This window comes from Streptomyces sp. NPDC051020 (assembly GCF_040683105.1).
Classification (GTDB): Bacteria; Actinomycetota; Actinomycetes; order Streptomycetales; family Streptomycetaceae; genus Streptomyces.
The window spans coordinates 144,108-166,057 of record NZ_JBFBCG010000006.1; the positions used below are offsets into that span (position 1 = coordinate 144,108).

Consider the following 21,950-nt stretch of genomic DNA (forward strand, 5'->3'; position numbering starts at 1 on the left):
TCAGCCCTCGCCCAGAAGCTTGCCGTCCGAGGTCTCGAACTGCTGCTTGAAGGCGGCGACCGCGTCGGCAACCGACTGCAGCGTGTCGTCGGACATCTTGGCGCCCTCGGCGATGCTGGTCAGGAGCTCCTTGCGCTCGCGGCGCAGGTACTCCAGCAGCTCGCTCTCGAAGCGACGGATGTCCTCGACCGGGACGTCGTCCATCTTGCCGGTGGTGCCGGCCCAGATGGAGACGACCTGCTCCTCGACCGGGTACGGGTTGTACTGCGGCTGCTTCAGCAGCTCGACCATGCGCTTACCGCGCTCCAGCGACGCCTTCGAGGCCGCGTCCAGGTCGGAACCGAAGGCGGCGAACGCCTCCAGCTCACGGTACTGGGCGAGGTCGACACGGAGACGGCCGGAGACCTGGCGCATCGCCTTGTGCTGGGCGGAGCCACCGACACGGGAGACCGAGATACCGACGTTCAGGGCCGGACGCTGGCCGGCGTTGAACAGGTCGGACTCCAGGAAGCACTGGCCGTCGGTGATGGAGATGACGTTGGTCGGGATGAACGCCGACACGTCGTTCGCCTTGGTCTCGACGATCGGGAGGCCCGTCATCGAACCGGCGCCCATCTCGTCGGAGAGCTTCGCGCAGCGCTCCAGCAGACGCGAGTGGAGGTAGAAGACGTCGCCCGGGTAGGCCTCACGGCCCGGCGGACGGCGCAGCAGCAGCGACACGGCGCGGTAGGCGTCGGCCTGCTTCGAGAGGTCGTCGAAGATGATCAGGACGTGCTTGCCCTGGTACATCCAGTGCTGACCGATGGCCGAACCGGTGTACGGCGCAAGGTACTTGAAGCCGGCCGGGTCGGACGCCGGGGCGGCGACGATGGTCGTGTACTCGAGCGCGCCGGCCTCTTCCAGGGCACCGCGCACGGAGGCGATGGTGGAGCCCTTCTGACCGATGGCGACGTAGATGCAGCGCACCTGCTTGTTCACGTCGCCCGAGCGCCAGTTGTCGCGCTGGTTGATGATCGTGTCGACGGCCAGAGCGGTCTTACCGGTCTGACGGTCACCAATGATCAGCTGACGCTGGCCGCGGCCGATCGGCACCATGGCGTCGACGGCCTTGTAGCCGGTCTGCATCGGCTCGTGCACCGACTTACGGACCATGACGCCAGGGGCCTGCAGCTCGAGGGCGCGGCGGCTGTCGGTCGCGATCTCGCCGAGACCGTCGATCGGGTTGCCGAGCGGGTCGACGACGCGGCCGAGGTAACCCTCGCCGACGCCGACGGAGAGCACCTCACCGGTGCGCTGCACCGGCTGGCCCTCCTCGATTCCGCTGAACTCGCCGAGAACGATCGCACCGATCTCGCGCTCCTCGAGGTTGAGGGCGAGACCGAGGGTTCCGTCCTCGAACTTCAGCAGCTCGTTCGCCATGGCCGAGGGAAGACCCTCGACCTTCGCGATGCCGTCGCCGGCAACGCTGACCGTACCGACCTCCTCGCGCGAGGCCGCGTCCGGCTTGTACGCCTGGACAAAGTTCTCCAGCGCGTCCCGGATCTCCTCCGGCCGGATCGTGAGCTCCGCCATCTGGGTTCCCTGCTCTCCTTGTTGGGCCCGAAGTTTCTTAAGGGGGTCTGGGGGCCGACCCCCAGGAATCTTCTGCAGTTTCTGCACGGCCCAACCGGGCCGCTGGTCTTGCTTGTTCTGTTGCTGCGCTGTGTCAGCCGGCCATGCGGCGGGACACCTCGTCGAGGCGCTCCGCGATGCTGCCGTTGATGATCTCGTCACCGACCCGCACCGCGATCCCGCCGAGGACCGTCGGGTCCACGTCGAGGTTCAGGTGCATCGGCCGACCGTAGATCGTCGTCAGTGCGGCGCCGAGGCGCTGCTTCTGCTGATCGCTCAGCGGCACTGCCGTCGTGACCACGGCGACCATGCGGTCCCGGCGCTCCGCGGCAAGCTTGGAGAGGGACTCGAGTCCCGCTTCCAGGCTACGTCCCCGGGGCTGGGTCACAAGCCGCACGACGAGGCGCTCGGTGGCGGGCCGTGCCTTGCCGCCGAGCAGGCTGCGCAGCAGCTCAGCCCTGGCAGTGGCGGACGCGGACCGGTTGGTGAGCGCGGCGCGCAGCTCCTTGTCGGAGGCGACGATCCGGCCGAACCGGAAGAGCTCGTCCTCGACGTCGTCGAGATCCCCGCTGCGCTGGGCGGCGGTGAGGTCTGCGATGTTCGCCAGTTCCTCGACCGAGTCGACCAGGTCGCGCGACTGCGACCAGCGGGAGCGGACCATGCCGGAGATCAGATCGACGGTCTCGCCGCCCACCTGACCGCGCAGCAGCCGTCCGGCCAGCTCCGCCTTGGCCTCACCGGCCTGCGACGGGTCGGTCAGGACCCGCCGCAGTGACACCTCGCGCTGGAGCAGCGCCGTGACGGCGGCCAGCTCCTCGGCGAGCTTCGCCGCGTCGACCGACGTGCTGTCGGTCAGCGCGTCGAGACGCTCACGTGCGGCAGCCAGTGCCTCGCGGCTCGCGCCGTTCATCGGACAGCCTCGGCCTTCGCCTCGAGCTCGTCGAGGAAACGGTCGATGGTGCCGCTCTGCCGGGCGTGGTCCTCGAGGGACTCGCCGACGAGCTTGCCGGCCAGGTCGGTGGCGAGCTTGCCCACGTCCTGACGCAGCGCGGAAGCCGCGGCCTTGCGGTCGGCCTCGATCTGGGCGTGACCGGCAGCGATGATCTCCTCACGCTGCCGCTGGCCTTCCGCCCGCATCTCCTGCAGGATCACGACGCCCTGCTCCTGCGCCTCCTGGCGCAGGCGCGCGGCCTCGTGACGAGCCTCGGCGAGCTGAGCCTTGTACTGCTCAAGAACGCTCTGGGCCTCGGTCTGGGCCGCATCGGCCTTCTCGATACCGCCTTCGATGGCCTCGCGGCGCTCTTCCAGAACCTTGTTGATGTTCGGGAGGAGCTTCTTGGCGAGGAAGCCGAAGACGATGACGAAGGCGATCAGACCGATGACGAGCTCAGGGAGCGGCGGAACCAGAGGGTTCTCTGGCTTTTCGGCCGCGAGCTGAACCAGGGGGTTCACATCAGTGCCTTTCGTCGGAACGGACTAGTCGCAGTTCGTCAGCTGTAGACGAACGGCATGACCAGACCGATCAGGGCGAGCGCCTCACAGAAGGCGAAGCCGAGAATCTGGTTGGCGCGGATCAGGCCGGCAGCCTCGGGCTGACGAGCGAGAGCCTGCGTGCCGTTACCGAAGATGATGCCGACGCCGACGCCGGGACCGATGGCGGCCAGGCCGTATCCGACGGAGCTGAGGGAACCGGTGACGGCGGCAAGGGTCTGGGACATGCCAGTTCTTCCTTCTCTTTCACGGACCGGTGGGGGTTGGCCACCGGACGACTGGGGGGAGGGGAGGCGCGATCAGTGGTGCTCGGCGACAGCGCCCTGAATGAAGCTGCACGCCAGGAGCACGAAGACGTACGCCTGAACAGCCTGGATGAACAGCTCGAAGGCGGTCATCACGATGACCATCACGAACGAGACACCCGCGTAGGCGATACCGATGCCGTTCAGCAGGTACCAGCTGGCGATGGTGAAGAGGAGCAGCAGCGTGTGACCGGCGAACATGTTCGCGAAGAGTCGGACCGCGTGCGTGAAGGGCCGGACCAGGACGTTCGAGAAGAACTCGATGACCATGACCAGCGGCAGCACCGCGCCGAGCGACTTGTCGTAGCCCGTCAGGTTCTTGAAGCCGCCGACGAAACCGTGGCGCTTGAAGGTGATGCTCATCCAGAGGATGTAGACGATCGCCGCCAGGCCCGCCGGGTACGCGATGATCGACGTCACCGGGAACTGGGCGAGCGGGATGATCGACCAGAGGTTCATCATCCAGACGAAGAAGAAGATCGACACCATCAGCGGGACGTACTTCTCGCCCTCGCGCTTGCCGAGCGTCTCGTAGACGATCCCGCGGCGGACGAAGTCGTAACCGGCCTCGGCGACCATCTGCAGCTTGCCGGGGACGACCTTCGGCTTGCGGAAGGCGGCCCAGAAGAAGCCGACGATGATGACCGTACCGAGGAGCGCCAGCAGCATCGTCTTGTTGAAGTAGACGTTGCTGTTCGCGTCACCGAAGATCGGCTCGAACAGGAATGAGTGCAAGCCAGGACCCGGGAAACCACAACCGGAGAAGATGTGGCAATCGGTCTCGAAGGCGAGCACCTGTGTCGGGTCAGCACTCACCGCGGGCTCCTTCAGCGTGGCGCATAGGTACGGCAACCTCGTTGTGTCGGCGCGGCGCGCAGCCGCGGTTCGGCACTGGACTGGTGTTACGGATGTGTGAGCGGCAGTCAGGCATTGAGCCTCGCGATCGAGCAGGCGTCAGCTCACATGCCCGCGCCCGCAATGCCGCAGTTGGAACCGGACGATAGCAGGGTCTGAAACCTGCACTTATACCGCCCCTACCCTTCACGTCTTCGGGCCCGTGTTCGTGGGCTTGTCGCGCTGGTCGGACTCGGGCTCGACGTAAAGGATCTTGGCCTTCATGTGCGCACGCGCCTGTGCGCCGATCCACACGAGAGTCAGCGCGACCAGAGTGATCGCGAAGGCTTTCGGGTCGAACATCGTCGTGTTCTTGAATGCGGCGACAAAGATGAACAGCAGGAGAAGCTGAGCCGTGTACAGCATCAGCCCCATCGCCTGGAACAGGTGAGGCAGGGACCTGGCGGTCCGTTGCAGAACCACGAGGCCGATCCCCATGAAGAGGACCACCACGATGGTCGCAACGAGCGCCCCGAGGGCTCCCTTGCCACCGGCGACTCCACCGCTGACGGCGACGGCAACGGCGCCGGCTGCAGCGGTGGGTACGGCGGCTTGAAGGAGAGTCCGGACGTCGTTGGACGGCATGGCGGCAGCTCCGCTTGCAGGGGGTGGGCAGTGTGTCGTCATGGACGAGCGTAGGCCCGGTCCGAGTCGATGCTTCGGGCCTATGGACCGTCTCGCTGGGGTCCTTCGGCTGTATCCACCGGGCTTAGTGAACGGTATCACAAACTATTTGATGAGGTCTTTACTAAGAAAGTGTGCTTGCTGTCACACATGAGAGTTAACCCGCGCGTGTGAGCAACACAACGCGACCTCTTGTCCGGTATTGCCCACTGATGCCTGAGTCATCGGCGGGCGGAATCAGCCTGACGACTTTTCGAAGAACGCGAACGGGGTCCGATCGCGGTCGCTCCGTTGACGCCGGAGACACCGACGACGACGTGTGCCGGCTCCTGCGGCTCCGGCTCGTGCCCGTCCTGCCCCATCTGCGGTTCCCGGGGCTCCTGTTGCGCCTCGTGCGCGGCTCCGGAGCTCTTGCCCCGATGGTCCCAGCGGCGGTAGCGGGGCGGCACGAAGCGCTCCGCCCAGCGCGGGGCGCGCGGTGTGAAGCGGGGCATCAGCAGCAGGACCAGCCCCACCGCGCTCAGCCCCACGATCACCAGCGCGATCCACAGCGACGTCGAGTGCACGGAGTAGCCGACCGCACCGAAGGCGATCAGGGCCGACCAGAAGTACATGATCAGCACGGCCCTGCTGTGCGAATGGCCGATCTCCAGCAGCCGGTGGTGCAGATGGCCGCGGTCCGCGGCGAACGGCGACTGGCCGTTCCAGGTGCGCCGGACGATCGCCAGCACCAGGTCCGCGGTCGGGATCGCGATGATCGTCAGCGGCAGCAGCAGCGGAATGAAGACCGGCAGCATCGCGTGCGTGGCCTCTCGCTCACTGCCCGCGAAGAGCTTCATCGCGTCCGGGTCGACCTGCCCCGTGACAGAAATCGCACCGGCGGCCAGCACGAGACCGATCAGCATCGAGCCGGAGTCGCCCATGAAGATCCGGGCGGGATGCATGTTGTGCGGCAGGAAGCCGAGGCACATGCCCATCAGGATCGCCGTGAAGAGCGTCGCGGGGGCGGCCGCCTCGATCATGTGCCCGTACCAGAGCCGGTACGTGTAGAGGAAGAACGCGGCCGAGGCGATGCACACCATGCCGGCCGCCAGGCCGTCCAGGCCGTCGACGAAGTTGACCGCGTTGATCGTGACGACGACCAGCGCGACGGTGAGCAGCGTGCCCTGCCACTGGGTGAGCGCGACCGTGCCGATGCCGGGGATCGGCAGCCACAGGATCGTCAGCCCCTGGATGACCATGACCGCGGCGGCGATCATCTGCCCGCCGAGCTTGATCAGCGCATCGATCTCGAACTTGTCGTCGAGGACGCCGATCAGCCAGATCAGCGCGGCACCGGAGAGCAGCGCCCGCGGTTCGCTGGACAGCTGGAACACACTGTCGAGGTTGTACAGGTGGGCCGCGACGATCAGTCCGGCGCACAGCCCGCCGAACATGGCGATGCCACCGAGCCTCGGTGTCGGTTCTCGGTGGACGTCACGCGCACGGATCGCGGGCATCGCCCCGACCGCGATGGCGAACTTCCGCACCGGGCCGGTGAGCAGATAGGTCACCGCAGCCGTGACACAGAGCGTCAGCAAGTAATCACGCACGGGCTGCCCCACAGATATCGCCGGCCATCTCAGCCCACACCTTAACTACGTCGGCCTCATGGTTGAGGACACGGAGGTACGCGTGATGGTTGCATGGACCACGTCTACCCCGGATAGGGAGGATATTTCCCGGCCAGTTCCCTCACCTCAGCGCGGACGTCGCCTTCCTCACGTACCGCAGCCCCGAAGAGCACCGCGAGCCGTGCCATGTCGGTGACGTTCATGCCCTGGGTGGTGACCGCGGCAGTGCCGAGCCTGATGCCCCGGGTGTCCCCGTAAGGCAGCGCGCAGGTGTCCAGCACCATGCCCGCCGCCGCGAGCCGTTCGCGGGCGGTGCGGCCGTCGATGCCCAGTGGCGCCGGGTCCGCGACGATCAGGTGGGTGTCCGTGCCGCCGGTGGTCACTTCGAACCCCTCGGCCTCCAGGCCGGCCGCCAGAACCCGGGCGTGTGCCACCACCTGATGGGCGTACGCGGCGAACGCCGGTGTTGCCGCCTCGCCGAACGCGACCGCCTTCGCCGCGACCGTGTGCATCTGCGCGCCGCCCTGGGTGAACGGGAAGACCGCCCGGTCGATCCGCTCGGCCAGCTCCGATCCGCACAGGATCATGCCGCCGCGCGGCCCGCGCAGCACCTTGTGCGTGGTGGCGCACACCACGTCGGCGTACGGGACGGGACTGGGCGCCGCTCCCCCGGCGATCAGCCCCATCGGGTGCGCGGCATCGGCGATCAGATACGCGCCGACCTCGTCGGCGATCTCGCGGAACAGCTTGTAATCGGGATGGCGGGGGTACGAGATCGAGCCGCTGACGATCGCCTTGGGCCGGTGTGCCCGGGCCAGGGTGCGCACCTGCTCGTAGTCGATCAGGCCGCTCTCCGAGTCGACCCCGTACCCGACGAACTCGAACCATCGGCCGGAGAAGTTGGCGGGCGAGCCATGGGTGAGATGTCCGCCGTACGAGAGTCCCATCGCGAGCACCGTGTCGCCGGGGCGCAGCAGGGCCGCGTACGCCGCCAGGACGGCCGAGGAGCCGGAGTGCGACTGAACGTTCGCGTGCTCGGCGCCGAAGAGCGCGGTGGCCCGCTGAACGGCGATGAGTTCGGCGGCGTCGGCCAGCTCGCAGCCGCCGTGATGGCGGGCGCCGGGATAGCCCTCGGCGTACTTGTTGGCGAGCGGCGAGCCGAGCGCGGCCAGTACCGCGGGCGAGGTGAAGTTCTCGGCGGCGATCAGCTGCAGCGTGCTCGACTGCCGGTGCAGCTCCCCCAGCAGCACGTCGGCGATTTCCGGGTCTCCGCGGAGCAGGGCGCCGAAATCCTGCGGCAGGGCTGTGACGGTGGCGGAGGAGAGTGCGGCGGGAGTGGTGACCGACATCTGACGGCTCCGGGCCTGGGGAGGGGGATGCGTTGGCGTCGGATCCAATGTAGGCCGGTACGCGTGCGCCCGCCCGCTGCCCAGGAGCGTCAGTGCGGGGCCGGTACGCCCGTCAGTGCGGTGACCACCGGGTCGAGCGCCTGGTTGATCTCATCGCAGATGGAACGGAAGAACGTGATCGGGGCACCGTACGGGTCGTAGACCTCGTCCGCCTCGGCAGTGGGGGCCAGCAGCCAGCCGCGCAGCGCGGCGGCCGCACGGACCAGCGCACGGGCGCGTTCGACGACGCCCTCGTCGCGCGGGTCGGGCAGCGTCGCGGGGTCTATGGCCCGGACCAGCCGGGTGAATTCCTTGAGCGTGAACGTCCTCAGGCCGGCCGAGTGACCCATCGAGATCACCTGGGCGCGGTGGTCCCGGGTGGCGGTCAGGACGAGGTCGGCGCGGATCACGTGCTCGTCGAGGAGCTCGCGGCCGACGAAGCCGGTGGCATCGGCGCCGAAGTCGGCGAGGACGATCTCGGCGTTGGTTTCCATCGGGGCGCCTTCGTGCCCCCAGGTGCCCGCGCTCTCCACGATCAGACCGCCGCTGAGCGGGTCGCCGAGCCGGTCCACCAGGGCATGGCGGGTCAGCCGCTCGGTGATCGGCGAGCGGCAGACGTTGCCGGTGCTGACGTGGAGGATGCGGAAGGTGTCGGTCCGCCCCGCTATGCCACGCCCCTCAGGGGCGGTCAATTGGCCACCTCGAGGTCCGGTACCACCTTGCGGAGTTCCTCGACGGAGAGGGCTCCGGCCCGCAGCAGGACCGGGACCTTGCCGGTGACGTCGACGATCGAGGACGGCACGATGCCGGGCGTCGGGCCGCCGTCGAGGTAGACGGAGACGGAGTCGCCGAGCATCTCCTGGGCGGCGTCGCAGTCCTCGGGAGCCGGGTGTCCGGTGAGGTTGGCGCTGGAGACGGCCATCGGGCCGACCTCGGTGAGCAGTTCGATGGCGACCGGGTGCAGCGGCATCCGGATGGCGACGGTGCCGCGGGTGTCGCCGAGGTCCCACTGAAGCGAGGGCTGGTGCTTGGCGACGAGCGTGAGGGCTCCCGGCCAGAAGGCGTCGACGAGCTCCCAGGCCTGCTCGGAGAAGTCCGTGACGAGGCCGTGCAGGGTGTTCGGGGAGCCGATCAGGACAGGGGTCGGCATGTTGCGGCCGCGGCCCTTGGCGTCGAGCAGGTCGGCGACGCCCTCGGAACTGAAGGCGTCGGCACCGATCCCGTACACGGTGTCGGTGGGCAACACGACCAGTTCTCCGCGGCGGACGGCGGACGCGGCTTCACGCAGACCCGTCGTACGGTCGGTCGCGTCGTTGCAGTCGTATCGCCGAGCCATCAGCCGGCCTCCTCAAGCATGTACGGGTATGGCGGGTACGGGTCGTGCGGGTGCGGGGCGCCGGTCACGGCATGGCCCTACGGGCCGTCGCGAACCGGGGCCGTCGGTTCAGATCGGGGTGGTCGGCCGCGTCGGCCCAGCCCCGCTCCTCGGTGAAGATCCACGGCACCTGACCGCCCTGGGTGTCGGCGTGCTCGATGACGACGAGGCCACCGGGGCGCAGCAGGCGGTGCGCGGTGCGCTCAAGGCCGCGGATGGTGTCCAGGCCGTCCTCGCCGGAGAAGAGCGCCATCTCCGGATCGTGGTCACGGGCCTCGGGTGCCACGTACTCCCACTCGGTGAGCGGAATGTAGGGCGGGTTGGAGATGACCAGGTCGACCTGGCCGTCGAGCTCGGGAAGGGCCGTCAGAGCGTCTCCGCGGTGCACGGTGACCCGAGACCCCTCGGCGTTCTTCCGCGTCCATCTGAGGGCGTCCTCGGAGAGCTCCACGGCGTGCACGCGCGAGCGCGGCACCTCCTGGGCCATCGCGAGGGCGATGGCGCCCGATCCCGTGCACAGGTCGACGATCAGCGGCTCGACGACGTCCATCGCCCGGACGGCGTCTATCGCCCAGCCGACGACCGACTCGGTCTCCGGGCGGGGCACGAAGACGCCGGGGCCGACCTGGAGCTCCAGGTAGCGGAAGAAGGCGCGGCCGGTGATGTGCTGGAGCGGTTCGCGGGCCTCGCGGCGGGCGATGGTCTCCCAGTACCGGGCGTCGAAGTCCTCGTCCGGCACCAGGTGCAGTTCGCCCCGCTTGACGCCGTGCACGAACGCGGCGAGTTCCTCCGCGTCGAATCGCGGCGAGGGTACACCGGCGTCGGCCAGCCGCTGGGTGGCCTGGGCCACCTCGGCGAGCAGCAGGTTCATCGCGGTTCTCCGTACGGGTTCACGGGCGGGGCGGGCGTTCTTATGCGGCGGCGAGCTTGGCGGCGGAGTCGGCGTCGACACAGGCCTGGATCACGGCGTCCAGCTCCCCGTCGAGCACCTGGTCCAAGTTGTACGCCTTGAAGCCGACGCGGTGGTCCGAGATCCGGTTTTCCGGGAAGTTGTACGTACGGATCTTCTCGGAACGGTCGACGGTACGCACCTGACTGCGCCGGACGTCCGAGGCTTCCTGCTCGGCCGCTTCCTGGGCCGCGGCAAGCAGTCGCGAACGCAGGATACGCATCGCCTGCTCCTTGTTCTGGAGCTGGCTCTTCTCGTTCTGGCAGGAGGCGACCACGCCGGTCGGCAGGTGCGTGATGCGGACGGCGGAGTCCGTGGTGTTGACGGACTGGCCGCCGGGGCCCGAGGACCGGTAGACGTCGATACGGAGATCGTTGGCGTGGATCTCGACGTCGACCTCCTCCGCCTCGGGCGTGACGAGCACACCGGCGGCGGAGGTGTGGATACGGCCCTGCGACTCGGTGGACGGCACGCGCTGCACGCGGTGCACCCCGCCCTCGTACTTCAGCCGGGCCCACACGCCCTGGCCGGGCTCCGTGGCGCCGTTGCCGCCCTTGGTCTTCACCGCGACCTGGACGTCCTTGTAGCCGCCGAGCTCGGACTCGGTGGAGTCGATGATCTCGGTCTTCCAGCCGATGCGCTCGGCGTACCGCAGATACATGCGCAGCAGATCGCCGGCGAAGAGGGCCGACTCGTCGCCGCCCGCGCCCGCCTTGATCTCCAGGAGCACGTCCTTGTCGTCACTGGGGTCGCGCGGGACCAGGAGAAGGCGGAGCTTCTCGGTGAGTTCCTCGCGCTGCTTCTCCAGGTCCTTGACCTCGGCGGCGAACTCGGGGTCGTCCGCGGCGAGCTCGCGGGCGGTTTCGATGTCGTCGCCGGCCTGCTTCCAGGAGCGGTACGCACCGACGATCGGGGTCAGCTCGGCGTAGCGCTTGTTGAGCTTGCGCGCGTTGGCCTGGTCGGCGTGGACCGCGGGATCCGCGAGCTTCTTCTCAAGATCGGCCTGTTCGCCGATCAGTTCCTCGACCGCCTCGAACATCGGGGGCTCCTGGGGGTGGGGTATCCCCTGCTCCGCAGAGCTTGGGGAAGTTACTCGATATGCCGACTGAACGGCATCGTGCTGTCCGGGCGGGGTACGGGGAGACCCCGTACACCCGGCCGGAAAAAAACGCCGGTCTCGGCGCCCCCGGGAAGAGGGCGCCAAGGACCGGCGCAAGAACTCGCTACTTGCTGGCGGAGCCTGCAGCCTTGCCGAAGCGGGCCTCGAAGCGGGCCACACGGCCACCGGTGTCGAGGATCTTCTGCTTGCCCGTGTAGAACGGGTGGCACTCGGAGCAGACGTCGGCGCGGATGGTGCCGCCGTCGATGGTGCTCCGGGTGGTGAACGACGCGCCACAGGTGCAGCTGACCTGCGTCTCGACGTACTCGGGGTGGATGTCGCGCTTCAAGGGTGTCTCCTAGGTTCGGGAGGGCGCCGGGTCGCATGCGCGGATTGCGCATCCGTGAACCGGGGCCGACGTACCAGTCTGCCAGGACCGGCCGTATCTCCCAAAACCGGGGGCGGGCCGCACCTATTCCCGACCGTTCGGGAACACATCGCGCGTGTCCTGCTGACTGATCCGGCAGAGGTCTACCGGACGACCTTGCCGGCCACGCCCTTGTCGCCCGCCGACTTCTCGGTGGCGGAGGCCGGGATGGGCTTGTCGTGCTTGAGGGCGGTCCACACCTGCTGCGCGGACTCCTCCAGCGGAACGACGCGGTTCGGGTCGGCCGGGTCGTACTGCACGGGCATCGTCACCATGGTGACGTTCTTCGGGTTGAGCCCCTTGAGACCGGTGGCGAAGCCGGTGAGGCTCTGGACCGAACCCAGGTCGGAGTCGGTGGTGACGGCCTTCGTCGCTGTGTCCGCGAGGTCGAACAGGGTCTTCGGGTTCGAGAACACCCCGACGCTCTTCACCTGTTCCATCAGCGCCTTGATGAACGCCTGCTGGAGCTGGATGCGACCGAGGTCGCTGCCGTCGCCGATGCTCTTGCGGGTGCGGACCAGGCCGAGCGACTGCTCCCCGTTGAGGGTGTGGGTGCCGGGCTGCAGATGCAGATGGCTCTTGGAGTCGTCGATCGCCTGCGTGGTGGTGATCTTGACTCCGCCGAGCTGGTCGATGAGCTTCTTGAAGCCGGTGAAGTCGACCTCGACGTAGTGGTCCATGCGGATACCGGACATCGATTCGACGGTTTTGACCGCGCAGGCCGGTCCGCCGACCTCGTACGCCGTGTTGAACATGGCGCGCTGCTGGCCCGCGACCGTCTTACCGGTGGTGTCGCTCGTGCAGTCGGGGCGGGTGACGAGGGTGTCGCGCGGGATGGACACGACGCTGGCCGTCTTGTGGCCCTTGTTGACATGCACGACCATCGCGGTGTCCGAGCGGGCGGTGCCTTCGTCCACGCCGTACGCGGAGTTCGCGCCGGAGCGGGAGTCGGAGCCGAGGACGAGAATGTCCTGCGAGCCGTTGTCGACATTGACGGGGCGGTTCTTGCCGAGCGCGGCGTTGATGTCGACGGCCTTGAGATTGTCGTTGAGCTTCACGTACGCGTATCCCAGCCCCGCACCGCCGACGACGACCACACCGGCCGCGGTCCAGGCGGCTATGACCGTGGCCCTGCGGCGGCGGGACGGCTTCTTCCGGCGCTTGCCGGTGCCGCGTATCCGGGTGCTGCTCCCGCTCTGCCCGGTCATCCGTCTCCCTCGGTACTCGCTTGCTCCCGGCTACCCCTTGCTGGTGTTCGGGCACTGTTTGTGTCGCTCTGTCGCCACTTTGTACGACGCCGCGACTCGGAGAAGGGTTGCACAGCGACCTGTGACGCCCGTGTCGGCCCGGAACCCGCAGGCAGCGCCAGTGAACAGCTGGTGATCCCGCGCTCACCTGCGGTTTCTTGGCCTGTCCTAGCCAATTCGGGTCCGGCGGCGGAGCGGTCGCCGTGTGGCGAAGGTCTCGAATCGGGCAGTTCGAGTGAAACACCGGAAACAGGGCCGCCCCCGTCACCGAGGTGACGAGGGCGGCCCTGTCGACGACCGGCGGTCCAGGACTGCCGGGACGGTACGAGGTCAGTCGTTGCCGTTGCCCGGGGCGGGCGTCGTCTTCTGGATCTGGAGCAGGAACTCCGCGTTGGACTGGGTCTTCTTCATCCGGTCCAGGAGCAGCTCGATCGCCTGCTGCTGGTCGAGTGCGTGGAGCACCCGGCGCAGCTTCCAGGTAATCGCCAACTCGTCGCTGCCGAGCAGGATTTCTTCCTTACGGGTGCTGGACGCGTCGACGTCCACCGCCGGGAAGATGCGCTTGTCCGAGAGCTTCCGGTCGAGCTTGAGCTCCATGTTGCCGGTGCCCTTGAACTCCTCGAAGATCACCTCGTCCATGCGCGAGCCGGTCTCGACGAGCGCCGTGGCCAGGATGGTCAGCGAGCCGCCGTCCTCGATGTTGCGCGCGGCACCGAAGAAGCGCTTCGGCGGGTACAGCGCGGTCGAGTCGACACCACCGGACAGGATGCGGCCGGACGCCGGGGCCGCGAGGTTGTACGCGCGGCCGAGGCGGGTGATCGAGTCCAGCAGGACGACCACGTCGTGACCCAGCTCGACGAGACGCTTGGCGCGCTCGATGGCCAGCTCGGCGACGGTGGTGTGGTCCTCGGCGGGACGGTCGAAGGTCGAGGAGATGACCTCGCCCTTCACCGACCGCTGCATGTCGGTGACCTCTTCCGGACGCTCGTCGACCAGGACGACCATCAGGTGGCACTCGGGGCTGTTGACGGTGATCGCGTTGGCGATCGCCTGCAGGATCATGGTCTTGCCGGTCTTCGGCGGGGCCACGATCAGGCCTCGCTGGCCCTTGCCGATGGGAGCGACCAGGTCGATGATCCGCGTCGTCAGGACGTTGGAGTCGGTCTCCAGACGGAGCCGGTCCTGCGGGTAGAGCGGGGTCAGCTTCTGGAACTCCGGGCGGCCGCGGCCGGACTCGGGCGCCATTCCGTTGACGGAGTCGAGGCGGACGAGTGCGTTGAACTTCTCGCGGCGCTCGCCGTCCTTGGGCTGGCGCACCGCACCGGTGACGTGGTCACCCTTGCGCAGGCCGTTCTTGCGGACCTGGGCGAGCGACACGTACACGTCGTTCGGGCCCGGCAGGTAGCCGGAGGTCCGGATGAACGCGTAGTTGTCGAGGATGTCCAGGATGCCCGCGACGGGGATCAGGACGTCGTCGTCGGTGACCGGCGGTGCGTCGCTCGCGAAGTCGTCGCGGCCACGACGGCCACGGCGGTCGCGGTAGCGGCCACGGCGGCCGCGACGGCCACCTGCCTCGTCGTCGTAACCGTCGTCCTGCGGGCCGCCGCCACCCTGCTGCCCCTGGCGCTGCTGGCGCTGGCCGCCCTGCTGACCCTGGCCACCGCCCTGCTCGTCGCCCTTGCCACGGCGGTCGCGCTGACGGTCACGGCGGTCGCCGCGCTCACCGCGGTCGCCACGCTGACCGCGGTCGCCACGGCGGCCCTCGGCGGTGTCCACGGTGGCTTCGGCCTTCGCCTCGGAGCGGTCCTCGCTCTTCGGCTCGGCCGGCGTCTCCACCTTGGCCTCGGCCTTGGCCTCGACCTTGGTTTCCGCCTTGGTTTCCGGGCTGCCCGCCTGCGCGGTCGCACGGCGCCGACGACGCTCGCCCACGGGCTGGTCGTCACTGGCCGGCTGGCCGGGGATGTCGATCTGCTGCTGAGCCGTGGCCTTCTCGGCGGGCGCGGCGGCGGACTCTTCCCCGGTGCGCGACTTGGAGGTGGCGCGCCGCTTGGGCTTGGTCTCGGCGGGCGCGGCAGCGGCCTTGGGCGCGGCGCTGCCGGCCTGCGCCTCCTTGATGACCTCGATCAGCTGGCCCTTGCGCATCCGCGCAGTGCCCTTGATGCCGAGGCCGGACGCGACCTGCTGCAGCTCGGCCAGGACCATGCCATCGAGGCCGGTGCCGGAGCGGCGGCGCCGTGCGGTGGTGCCAGTGGCAGCACCTTCGGCGGGCGCGGCGCTGTCGACGGTCTTGTCGGCAGTCACGCCCATCAGATCGGTGGTGTCGCTCACGAAGGGTCCTTCCCTGGAGCGGACGTCGGCCTTCTGGCTCGGCGACCGGTTGTGCTGTCCGACTGCGGTCTTTTGATCTTGCGGACCGTGCCGGGGCGGTGGTCCGCCGGGTACGGCGGAGAGATGAATGTGCAAGGTTCCGGCGCGAGCATCCCCCTGCTCGGCCCACTCCTGGACAAGCGAGGGGTGTCGTGCCGGTTCCGGAGCGTGCTCGAAACTGCTCAGGCAGGCTGCTCAGGCAGTCGGGGAGGCTCTCGGAAGAAATGGTGGCCCCTGAAAGGGACACGAAGCAACGCGCCACATAGACGTCGGTTGCAGACTTGAGGTTAACACTACCGGCTCCAACAAACATTCCCCCTCTCACTCACCGGCAATCACTTCTCGCTACGAGGCGAGTGGCAGCACACTCGCGCCCGAGGCGTCGAGAGTGAGCCGGTTGGCCGCCCATCCTTCGCCCGCCAGCCGTGCGACCTTGTCGGCCGCACCGTCCTCGGCCAGCGCGAGCACGGTCGGCCCGGCGCCGGAGATGACTGCAGGGACGCCGTCGGCGCGCAGTCGGTTGACAAGCTCCACGCTCTCCGGCATCGCCGGGGCGCGGTATTCCTGGTGCAGTCGGTCCTCGGTCGCGGCGAGCAGCAGCTCCGGGCGCCGGGTCATGGCCTCGACGAGGAGCGCCGCACGGCCTGCGTTGAACGCGGCGTCGACGTGCGGGACGGTGCGCGGCAGCAGTCCGCGGGCGGTCTCGGTGAGCACCGGCTTGCCGGGGACGAAAACCACCGGAACGATGGAATCAGAGGGATCCGTCCTGATCGCCCGGGCGGATCCGCCGTCCATCCAGGCCAGCGTGAAGCCGCCGAGCAGGCATGCGGCGACGTTGTCGGGGTGGCCCTCGATCTCGGTGGCGAGCTCCAGCAGGGCCGCGTCGTCGAGCCGGGCGTCGCCGCCGATGGTCACGGCGCGGGCCGCGACGATGCCGGCACAGATGGCGGCGGAGGAGGAGCCGAGGCCGCGCCCGTGCGGGATGCGGTTGGCACAGACGATCTCCAGGCCGCGGGGCTGTCCGCCGAGCAGGTCGAAGGCGGTGCGCAGGGAGCGCACGAGGAGGTGACTTTCGTCGCGGGGCAGGGTGTCGGCACCCTCGCCGGCGATGTCGATGTGCAGCCCGGAGTCGGCGACGCGGACGACGACGTCGTCATAGAGCCCCAGCGACAGGCCGAGGGCGTCAAAACCCGGGCCCAGGTTGGCGCTGGTAGCGGGGACGCGCACCCGGACGGCGGCGGCTCGGAAGGCGGGACCGGCCATCGCTTCGACGACTCTCCTTGTGAGGCAGCGGGAATGTGTTGCGGCGGGATTGTGGCGGTGGATCTTTCGTAAGCCTGTGGAGAACCCGATGGCCACGACGGCAGCACCGCGGCAGGTGCGGCGTGGCAGGTTGAGTACAGCTTATCGAAGGAAGGTTCTGTGGCGACATAGGGCGCACAGGAGGCGCACGATGCGTGTCGCACGCCTCCCATGCGCTCTCCGCCCCGAAAGGGGGCGGTTGAGCTGCTGATGTTCCGGTTACGCGAGTCCCAGCTTCTCCGCGGCGGTGGCCGCGTCGACCGGTACGGTGACCGGCTGCGGGGCACCTGCGACGGCCCAGTCGGGATCCTTCAGGCCGTTGCCGGTGACCGTGCAGACGATCTTCTGGCCCGGGTCGACCTTGCCCTCTTCGGCGGCCTTGAGCAGACCGGCGACCGACGCGGCCGAGGCGGGCTCCACGAAGACGCCCTCCTGGGAGGCCAACAGGCGGTAGGCGGCCAGAATCTGACGGTCCGTGACCTCGTCGATGAAGCCGCCCGACTCGTCCCGCGCGGCCAGCGCGTACTGCCAGGAGGCCGGGTTGCCGATCCGGATCGCGGTGGCGATGGTCGACGGGTCCTTGACGACCTCGCCGCGGACGATGGGCGCGGAGCCGGAGGCCTGGAAGCCCCACATGCGCGGCTTGTGCGTGGACATCGCGTCCGCCGCGTACTCCGTGTACCCCTTCCAGTACGCGGTGATGTTACCCGCGTTGCCGACCGGCAGGACGTGGATGTCCGGGGCGTCGCCGAGCGCATCGACGATCTCGAACGCCGCGGTCTTCTGGCCCTCGATCCGAACCGGGTTGACCGAATTGACCAGGGCCACCGGGTAGTTGTCCGAGAGCGAGCGGGCCAGCGTCAGGCAGTCGTCGAAGTTGCCGTCGACCTGCAGGATCTTGGCGCCGTGGACGAGCGCCTGGCCCATCTTGCCGAGCGCGATCTTGCCCTGCGGCACGAGGACGGCGCAGACCATGCCGGCCCGCACCGCGTACGCGGCGGCGGAGGCGGAGGTGTTGCCGGTGGAGGCGCAGATGACGGCCTGAGCGCCCTCCTCCTTGGCCCGGGTGATCGCCATCGTCATCCCGCGGTCCTTGAAGGACCCGGTGGGGTTGGCGCCCTCCACCTTGAGGTGCACCTCGCAGCCCGTACGCTCGGAGAGGACCTGAGCGGGAACGAGCGGCGTACCACCCTCACGAAGCGTGACGACCGGCGTCGTGTCCGTGACCGGCAGGCGGTCCCGGTACTCCTCGATGATGCCGCGCCACTGATGGGTGCCCTTGGTGGTCATGGGTCCTTACTCCCCTTCAACACGCATGATGCTGGCGACACCGCGCACGGTGTCGAGCTTGCGCAGCGCCTCGACGGTCGCCGAGAGGGCGGCGTCGGGCGCGCGGTGGGTGACGACGACGAGGGATGCCTCGCCGCCTCCGCCCGTCCGGCGCCCGCCGCCACCCTGCTCGATGGCGACTTCGTCGCTGCTGCTTGAATTTCGACCTTGCTGGCGAACCGTATCGATGGATACGCCCTGTTCGGCGAAGACCGTCGCGACCTGGGCGAGCACGCCAGGCTTGTCGGCCACGTCGAGGCTGATGTGGTACCGCGTGACAACCTCACCCATGGGGCTGACCGGCAGACGCGTGTACGCGGACTCTCCGGGGCCGGTGGCCTCGCCGAGCTTGTTGCGGCAGACCGCGACCAGGTCGCCGAGGACCGCGGAGGCGGTCGGCGAGCCACCGGCGCCGGGGCCGTAGAACATCAGCTGCCCGGCGGCCTCCGCCTCGACGAAGACCGCGTTGTACGCCTCGCGGACGGAGGCCAGCGGGTGGCTGAGCGGGATCATCGCGGGGTGCACACGCGCGGTGACGGACTGCCCGTCGGCGGCGCGCTCGCAGATGGCGAGGAGCTTGACGGTGCAGCCCATGCGGCGGGCCGAGGCGATGTCGGCGGCGGTGACCTCGGTGATGCCCTCGCGGTGCACCTCACCGATCGTCACCCGGGTGTGGAAGGCGATCCCGGCAAGGATCGCGGCCTTGGCGGCGGCGTCGAAGCCCTCGACGTCGGCGGTCGGGTCGGCCTCGGCGTACCCGAGGGCGGTGGCCTCGTCGAGCGCCTCGGAGTAGCCGGCGCCGCTGGTGTCCATCCTGTCGAGGATGAAGTTGGTCGTGCCGTTGACGATGCCGAGCACCCGGTTGACCTTGTCACCGGCGAGGGACTCACGCAGCGGCCGTACGAGCGGAATGGCGCCGGCGACGGCTGCCTCGTAGTAGAGGTCCCGGCCATGCTGCTCGGCGGCGGCGTGCAGTGCGGCGCCGTCCTCGGCGAGCAGCGCCTTGTTCGCGGAGACGACGCTCGCGCCGTGCTCGAAGGCGGTGGTGATGAGCGTGCGGGCGGGCTCGACGCCGCCGATGACCTCGATGACGACGTCGATGTCGCCCCGTTTGACCAGGGCGGTCGCATCGGTGGTGATGAGTGCGGGGTCGATGCCCTCGCGCACCTTGGAAGGGCGGCGGACGGCGACGCCGGCGAGCTCCACGGGCGCTCCGATGCGCGCGGCGAGGTCGTCGGCGTGCGTCGTCATGATGCGCGCCACCTCTGAGCCGACCACTCCACAGCCCAGCAGCGCCACCTTCAGCGGACGCGTACGCATCATCCGACCTCGTTTCTCATACATGCTCATGTGTGGACCAGTCTCACTCACCGGACGGACGTTTCTGCCACCCGTCCGGATCCTGAGACATATATTTCATCAGCCGACATCGAGACGCAGGAGATCTTCCTCCGTCTCCCGCCGGACGATCACGCGCGCCTCTCCGTCACGCACGGCGACGACGGGCGGGCGCAGCGCGTGGTTGTAGTTGCTCGCCATGGCGCGGCAGTAGGCGCCGGTGGCGGGCACCGCGATCAGGTCGCCGGGCGCGAGGTCCGACGGCAGGAACGCGTCCTTGACCACGATGTCGCCGCTCTCGCAGTGCTTGCCGACGACGCGGACGAGCAGGGGCTCGGCGTCGGAGCGGCGGGAGACGAGCGCGACGGAGTACTCGGCGTCGTACAGCGCGGTGCGGATGTTGTCCGACATGCCGCCGTCGACACTGACGTAGGTGCGGAGCCCTTCGAGGTGCTTGACGGTGCCGACCTCGTACAGCGTGAACGCGGTGGGTCCGACGATGGCGCGCCCCGGCTCGACAGAGATCCGCGGGGTGGCGAGCCCGGCCGCCTCGCACTCGCGGGTCACGATGTCGCCGAGTGCCTTGGCGATCTCGTGCGGCTCGCGCGGGTCGTCGTCGGAGGTGTACGCGATGCCGAGACCACCGCCGAGGTCGATCTCCGGCAGCTCGATGCCGTGCTCGTCGCGCACCTCGGCGAGGAGCTGGACCACACGTCGGGCGGAGACCTCGAAGCCGGCCATGTCGAAGATCTGCGAGCCGATGTGCGAGTGGATGCCGACGAGTTCGATCCCGTCGAGAGCGAGCGCCCGGCGGACCGCCTCGGCGGCCTCTCCCCCGGCCAGCGCGATGCCGAACTTCTGGTCCTCGTGCGCGGTGGCGATGAACTCGTGGGTGTGCGCCTCGACGCCGACGGTCACCCGGATCTGTACGCGCTGCCGCTTGCCGAGCCGCTGCGCGACGTGCGAGACCCGGACGATCTCCTGGAACGAGTCGAGCACGATCCGCCCGACTCCGGCCTCCATGGCGCGCTCGATCTCGGCGACGGTCTTGTTGTTGCCGTGGAAGGCGATGCGTTCGGCGGGCATCCCGGCGGCGAGCGCGACGGTCAGCTCACCACCGGAACAGACGTCGAGGTTGAGCCCCTCCTCCTGGAGCCAGCGCACGACGGCCCGCGACAGGAACGCCTTTCCGGCGTAGAAGACATCGGCGTCCCGCCCGAAGGCGTCGGCCCAGGCGCGGCAGCGGGCGCGGAAGTCGCTCTCGTCGAGGAAGTAGGCGGGCGTCCCGAATTCCTCGGCCAGCCGGGTCACTTCGATCCCGCCGACGGCGACGACGCCGTCGGCGTTGCGGGAGACGGTGCGGGCCCAGACCTTCTCGTCGAGGGCGTTGAGGTCGGCGGGCGGGGCTGCGTAGTGGCCCTCGGTCAGGACGTCGGCGTGACGGGGACCGGCGGGGTGCGCGGATCGGCTCATCGTGTTGCTCTGCTCTCTCAGGTCTCTCAGAGGACTTCGGGTGCGCTGATGCCGAGCAGGGACAGGCCGCCTGCGAGCACCGCCCCGGCAGCTTCGGCAACGGCCAGCCGGGAGCGGTGGGCGGCCGAGGGTTTCTCGTCGCCCTTGGGCAGCGGCGGGCAGGCGTCGTGGAAGTCGAAGAAGGCGTGCGCGATCTCTTCGAGCTGCCGGGCGAGCCGGTCGGGCGCGCGGTGCCGGGCGGCGGCGGCGAGAGCCTGGGGGTAGTCGGCCAGCGTACGCATCAGTGCGGGGGCGTACACGTCCTCGTCGTACGTCGCGGTGAATCCGAGAAGGGCTGCGCCGCGGGTGAGGGCGCAGACCCGGGAGCGGGCGTAACGGACCAGGAAGAGCGGGTTGCCGACGCCCTGGACGAGCAGCTCCGCACCGAGCGGGGCGTGGTCGTGCCCGGCCGGCCGCAGCAGTCCCCACCGGGTGGCGTCGGGACCGAGCCGCCGCAGCAGCTCCCCCGCGCCGACGCCGGCGGGAACGGGCCGGATGGCGGTGAGCGGAGTCGGCGGCTTCCCCTGGGCGTCGACGTGGACGCCCAGCCGCGCCCAGTCCGGGTCGGGCGCGCCGTCACAACTGGTACGCACCAGCGCGCCCTGCGTTCGCGCGATCGCGCGCAGCGTGTGGGTGGTGACCGCCGCCCGGACCTCGCGGGCGTGGCTGAACCGGAGGACGTCTCCGGCGAGCGTGTCCCCGTGCCCGTACCGGGCCCCTCGCGCCAGCACCTCGCGTACGAGTGCCTCGCGCGCCCGGACATCGGCCGACGCGTCGAGGGTGAAACTCAGGAACCCGGGCCCGGTGACGTCGACCCGCCCGATCCCGGGCGCACCGGCGACCCGGTCCCGCAGGATCTCGGCCACTTCCCTGGCCGGACGCGCGGCGGGCCCGGCCAACTGCAGTGCGACGGCACAGGCGTAGTCCCCGGTCCCGCCGGGCCTGGTCCTCTCCACTCGCACGCGCGCGGGCACGGGCGCACGCAGAACGTCCTCGTCGACCGCGCGGCGCACGGCGTGCAGCACGGTCCTGGAGAGATCGGCGGGGGTCACGGGACAAGCGTATGGGAGGGAGGGGGG

The 21,950-nt window shown here is 69.2% G+C and carries 20 protein-coding genes; all 20 read right to left on the bottom strand.

The window, feature by feature from the left end; all coding sequences use genetic code 11:
* The 20 genes from atpA to nrtL all read right to left on the bottom strand — a co-directional run bounded on the left by atpA (window position 1) and on the right by nrtL (window position 21,923).
* A complete protein-coding gene (atpA, locus tag AB0N06_RS05740; protein ID WP_366133439.1) occupies window positions 1-1,572 on the bottom strand; it encodes a F0F1 ATP synthase subunit alpha in 1,572 nt (523 codons plus the stop codon).
* Between the two features lie 133 nt (window positions 1,573-1,705).
* On the bottom strand, window positions 1,706-2,521 hold the full coding sequence (locus AB0N06_RS05745; protein WP_366133440.1) for a F0F1 ATP synthase subunit delta: 816 nt from the start codon (window positions 2,519-2,521) through the stop codon (window positions 1,706-1,708).
* Entirely contained in the window at window positions 2,518-3,063 is a 546-nt protein-coding gene (locus tag AB0N06_RS05750; RefSeq protein ID WP_366133441.1) for a F0F1 ATP synthase subunit B, read from the bottom strand. Before AB0N06_RS05750 ends, AB0N06_RS05745 begins: the two co-directional genes overlap by 4 nt.
* 38 nt (window positions 3,064-3,101) lie before the next feature.
* Window positions 3,102-3,329, bottom strand: coding sequence for an ATP synthase F0 subunit C (gene atpE / locus AB0N06_RS05755; protein ID WP_030386954.1), 228 nt, complete (start codon window positions 3,327-3,329; stop codon window positions 3,102-3,104).
* 72 nt (window positions 3,330-3,401) lie between these two features.
* Entirely contained in the window at window positions 3,402-4,238 is an 837-nt protein-coding gene (gene atpB, locus AB0N06_RS05760) for a F0F1 ATP synthase subunit A (RefSeq protein ID WP_366133463.1), read from the bottom strand.
* A 210-nt stretch (window positions 4,239-4,448) separates the two neighbouring features.
* On the bottom strand, window positions 4,449-4,886 hold the full coding sequence (locus AB0N06_RS05765; RefSeq protein ID WP_366133442.1) for a hypothetical protein: 438 nt from the start codon (window positions 4,884-4,886) through the stop codon (window positions 4,449-4,451).
* Window positions 4,887-5,146: 260 nt separating this feature from the next.
* Window positions 5,147-6,529, bottom strand: coding sequence for an MraY family glycosyltransferase (locus AB0N06_RS05770; protein WP_366133443.1), 1,383 nt, complete (start codon window positions 6,527-6,529; stop codon window positions 5,147-5,149).
* 92 nt (window positions 6,530-6,621) lie between these two features.
* A complete protein-coding gene (gene glyA, locus AB0N06_RS05775; RefSeq protein WP_366133444.1) occupies window positions 6,622-7,887 on the bottom strand; it encodes a serine hydroxymethyltransferase in 1,266 nt (421 codons plus the stop codon).
* A gap of 89 nt (window positions 7,888-7,976) precedes the next feature.
* Complete coding sequence (locus AB0N06_RS05780; RefSeq protein WP_366133445.1) at window positions 7,977-8,618, bottom strand: protein-tyrosine-phosphatase; 642 nt, start codon at window positions 8,616-8,618, stop codon at window positions 7,977-7,979.
* Window positions 8,615-9,262, bottom strand: a complete 648-nt coding sequence (locus tag AB0N06_RS05785) for an L-threonylcarbamoyladenylate synthase (protein WP_114246670.1) — start codon at window positions 9,260-9,262, stop codon at window positions 8,615-8,617. The genes AB0N06_RS05780 and AB0N06_RS05785 overlap by 4 nt, the downstream gene beginning before the upstream one ends.
* Window positions 9,263-9,326: 64 nt before the next feature.
* Complete coding sequence (prmC, locus tag AB0N06_RS05790) at window positions 9,327-10,172, bottom strand: peptide chain release factor N(5)-glutamine methyltransferase (protein ID WP_366133446.1); 846 nt, start codon at window positions 10,170-10,172, stop codon at window positions 9,327-9,329.
* A 40-nt stretch (window positions 10,173-10,212) separates the two neighbouring features.
* Window positions 10,213-11,289 (bottom strand): peptide chain release factor 1, encoded by a 1,077-nt coding sequence (gene prfA / locus AB0N06_RS05795; protein WP_366133447.1) that lies wholly within the window; start codon window positions 11,287-11,289, stop codon window positions 10,213-10,215.
* A gap of 184 nt (window positions 11,290-11,473) precedes the next feature.
* Window positions 11,474-11,698, bottom strand: a complete 225-nt coding sequence (rpmE, locus tag AB0N06_RS05800) for a 50S ribosomal protein L31 (RefSeq protein ID WP_019764351.1) — start codon at window positions 11,696-11,698, stop codon at window positions 11,474-11,476.
* 182 nt (window positions 11,699-11,880) lie between these two features.
* Window positions 11,881-12,984 (bottom strand): LCP family protein, encoded by a 1,104-nt coding sequence (locus AB0N06_RS05805; protein ID WP_366133448.1) that lies wholly within the window; start codon window positions 12,982-12,984, stop codon window positions 11,881-11,883.
* A gap of 369 nt (window positions 12,985-13,353) precedes the next feature.
* Entirely contained in the window at window positions 13,354-15,351 is a 1,998-nt protein-coding gene (gene rho / locus AB0N06_RS05810; RefSeq protein WP_366133449.1) for a transcription termination factor Rho, read from the bottom strand.
* Between the two features lie 384 nt (window positions 15,352-15,735).
* A complete protein-coding gene (gene thrB / locus AB0N06_RS05815) occupies window positions 15,736-16,653 on the bottom strand; it encodes a homoserine kinase (RefSeq protein ID WP_366133450.1) in 918 nt (305 codons plus the stop codon).
* A 258-nt stretch (window positions 16,654-16,911) separates the two neighbouring features.
* Window positions 16,912-17,982, bottom strand: a complete 1,071-nt coding sequence (gene thrC, locus AB0N06_RS05820) for a threonine synthase (RefSeq protein WP_366133451.1) — start codon at window positions 17,980-17,982, stop codon at window positions 16,912-16,914.
* Window positions 17,983-17,988: 6 nt separating this feature from the next.
* The gene (locus AB0N06_RS05825; RefSeq protein WP_366133452.1) at window positions 17,989-19,344 is read right to left on the bottom strand and encodes a homoserine dehydrogenase; all 1,356 of its coding nucleotides are present in this window, start codon (window positions 19,342-19,344) and stop codon (window positions 17,989-17,991) included.
* Between the two features lie 96 nt (window positions 19,345-19,440).
* Window positions 19,441-20,832, bottom strand: a complete 1,392-nt coding sequence (gene lysA, locus AB0N06_RS05830; RefSeq protein WP_366133453.1) for a diaminopimelate decarboxylase — start codon at window positions 20,830-20,832, stop codon at window positions 19,441-19,443.
* 26 nt (window positions 20,833-20,858) lie between these two features.
* Entirely contained in the window at window positions 20,859-21,923 is a 1,065-nt protein-coding gene (gene nrtL / locus AB0N06_RS05835; RefSeq protein ID WP_366133454.1) for an ArgS-related anticodon-binding protein NrtL, read from the bottom strand.
* Window positions 21,924-21,950 lie beyond the last annotated feature (27 nt).

Bases quoted from the DNA above. Each gene is read 5' to 3' on its own strand.
- glyA (WP_366133444.1), bottom strand. From the start codon at position 7,887: ATGTCGGTCACCACTCCCGCCGCACTCTCCTCCGCCACCGTCACAGCC.
- AB0N06_RS05805 (WP_366133448.1), bottom strand. From the start codon at position 12,984: ATGACCGGGCAGAGCGGGAGCAGCACCCGGATACGCGGCACCGGCAAG.
- atpE (WP_030386954.1), bottom strand. From the start codon at position 3,329: ATGTCCCAGACCCTTGCCGCCGTCACCGGTTCCCTCAGCTCCGTCGGA.
- prmC (WP_366133446.1), bottom strand. From the start codon at position 10,172: ATGAACCTGCTGCTCGCCGAGGTGGCCCAGGCCACCCAGCGGCTGGCC.
- AB0N06_RS05785 (WP_114246670.1), bottom strand. From the start codon at position 9,262: ATGGCTCGGCGATACGACTGCAACGACGCGACCGACCGTACGACGGGT.
- atpA (WP_366133439.1), bottom strand. From the start codon at position 1,572: ATGGCGGAGCTCACGATCCGGCCGGAGGAGATCCGGGACGCGCTGGAG.
- thrC (WP_366133451.1), bottom strand. From the start codon at position 17,982: ATGACCACCAAGGGCACCCATCAGTGGCGCGGCATCATCGAGGAGTAC.
- lysA (WP_366133453.1), bottom strand. From the start codon at position 20,832: ATGAGCCGATCCGCGCACCCCGCCGGTCCCCGTCACGCCGACGTCCTG.
- AB0N06_RS05765 (WP_366133442.1), bottom strand. From the start codon at position 4,886: ATGCCGTCCAACGACGTCCGGACTCTCCTTCAAGCCGCCGTACCCACC.
- thrB (WP_366133450.1), bottom strand. From the start codon at position 16,653: ATGGCCGGTCCCGCCTTCCGAGCCGCCGCCGTCCGGGTGCGCGTCCCC.
- AB0N06_RS05825 (WP_366133452.1), bottom strand. From the start codon at position 19,344: ATGATGCGTACGCGTCCGCTGAAGGTGGCGCTGCTGGGCTGTGGAGTG.
- prfA (WP_366133447.1), bottom strand. From the start codon at position 11,289: ATGTTCGAGGCGGTCGAGGAACTGATCGGCGAACAGGCCGATCTTGAG.
- AB0N06_RS05745 (WP_366133440.1), bottom strand. From the start codon at position 2,521: ATGAACGGCGCGAGCCGCGAGGCACTGGCTGCCGCACGTGAGCGTCTC.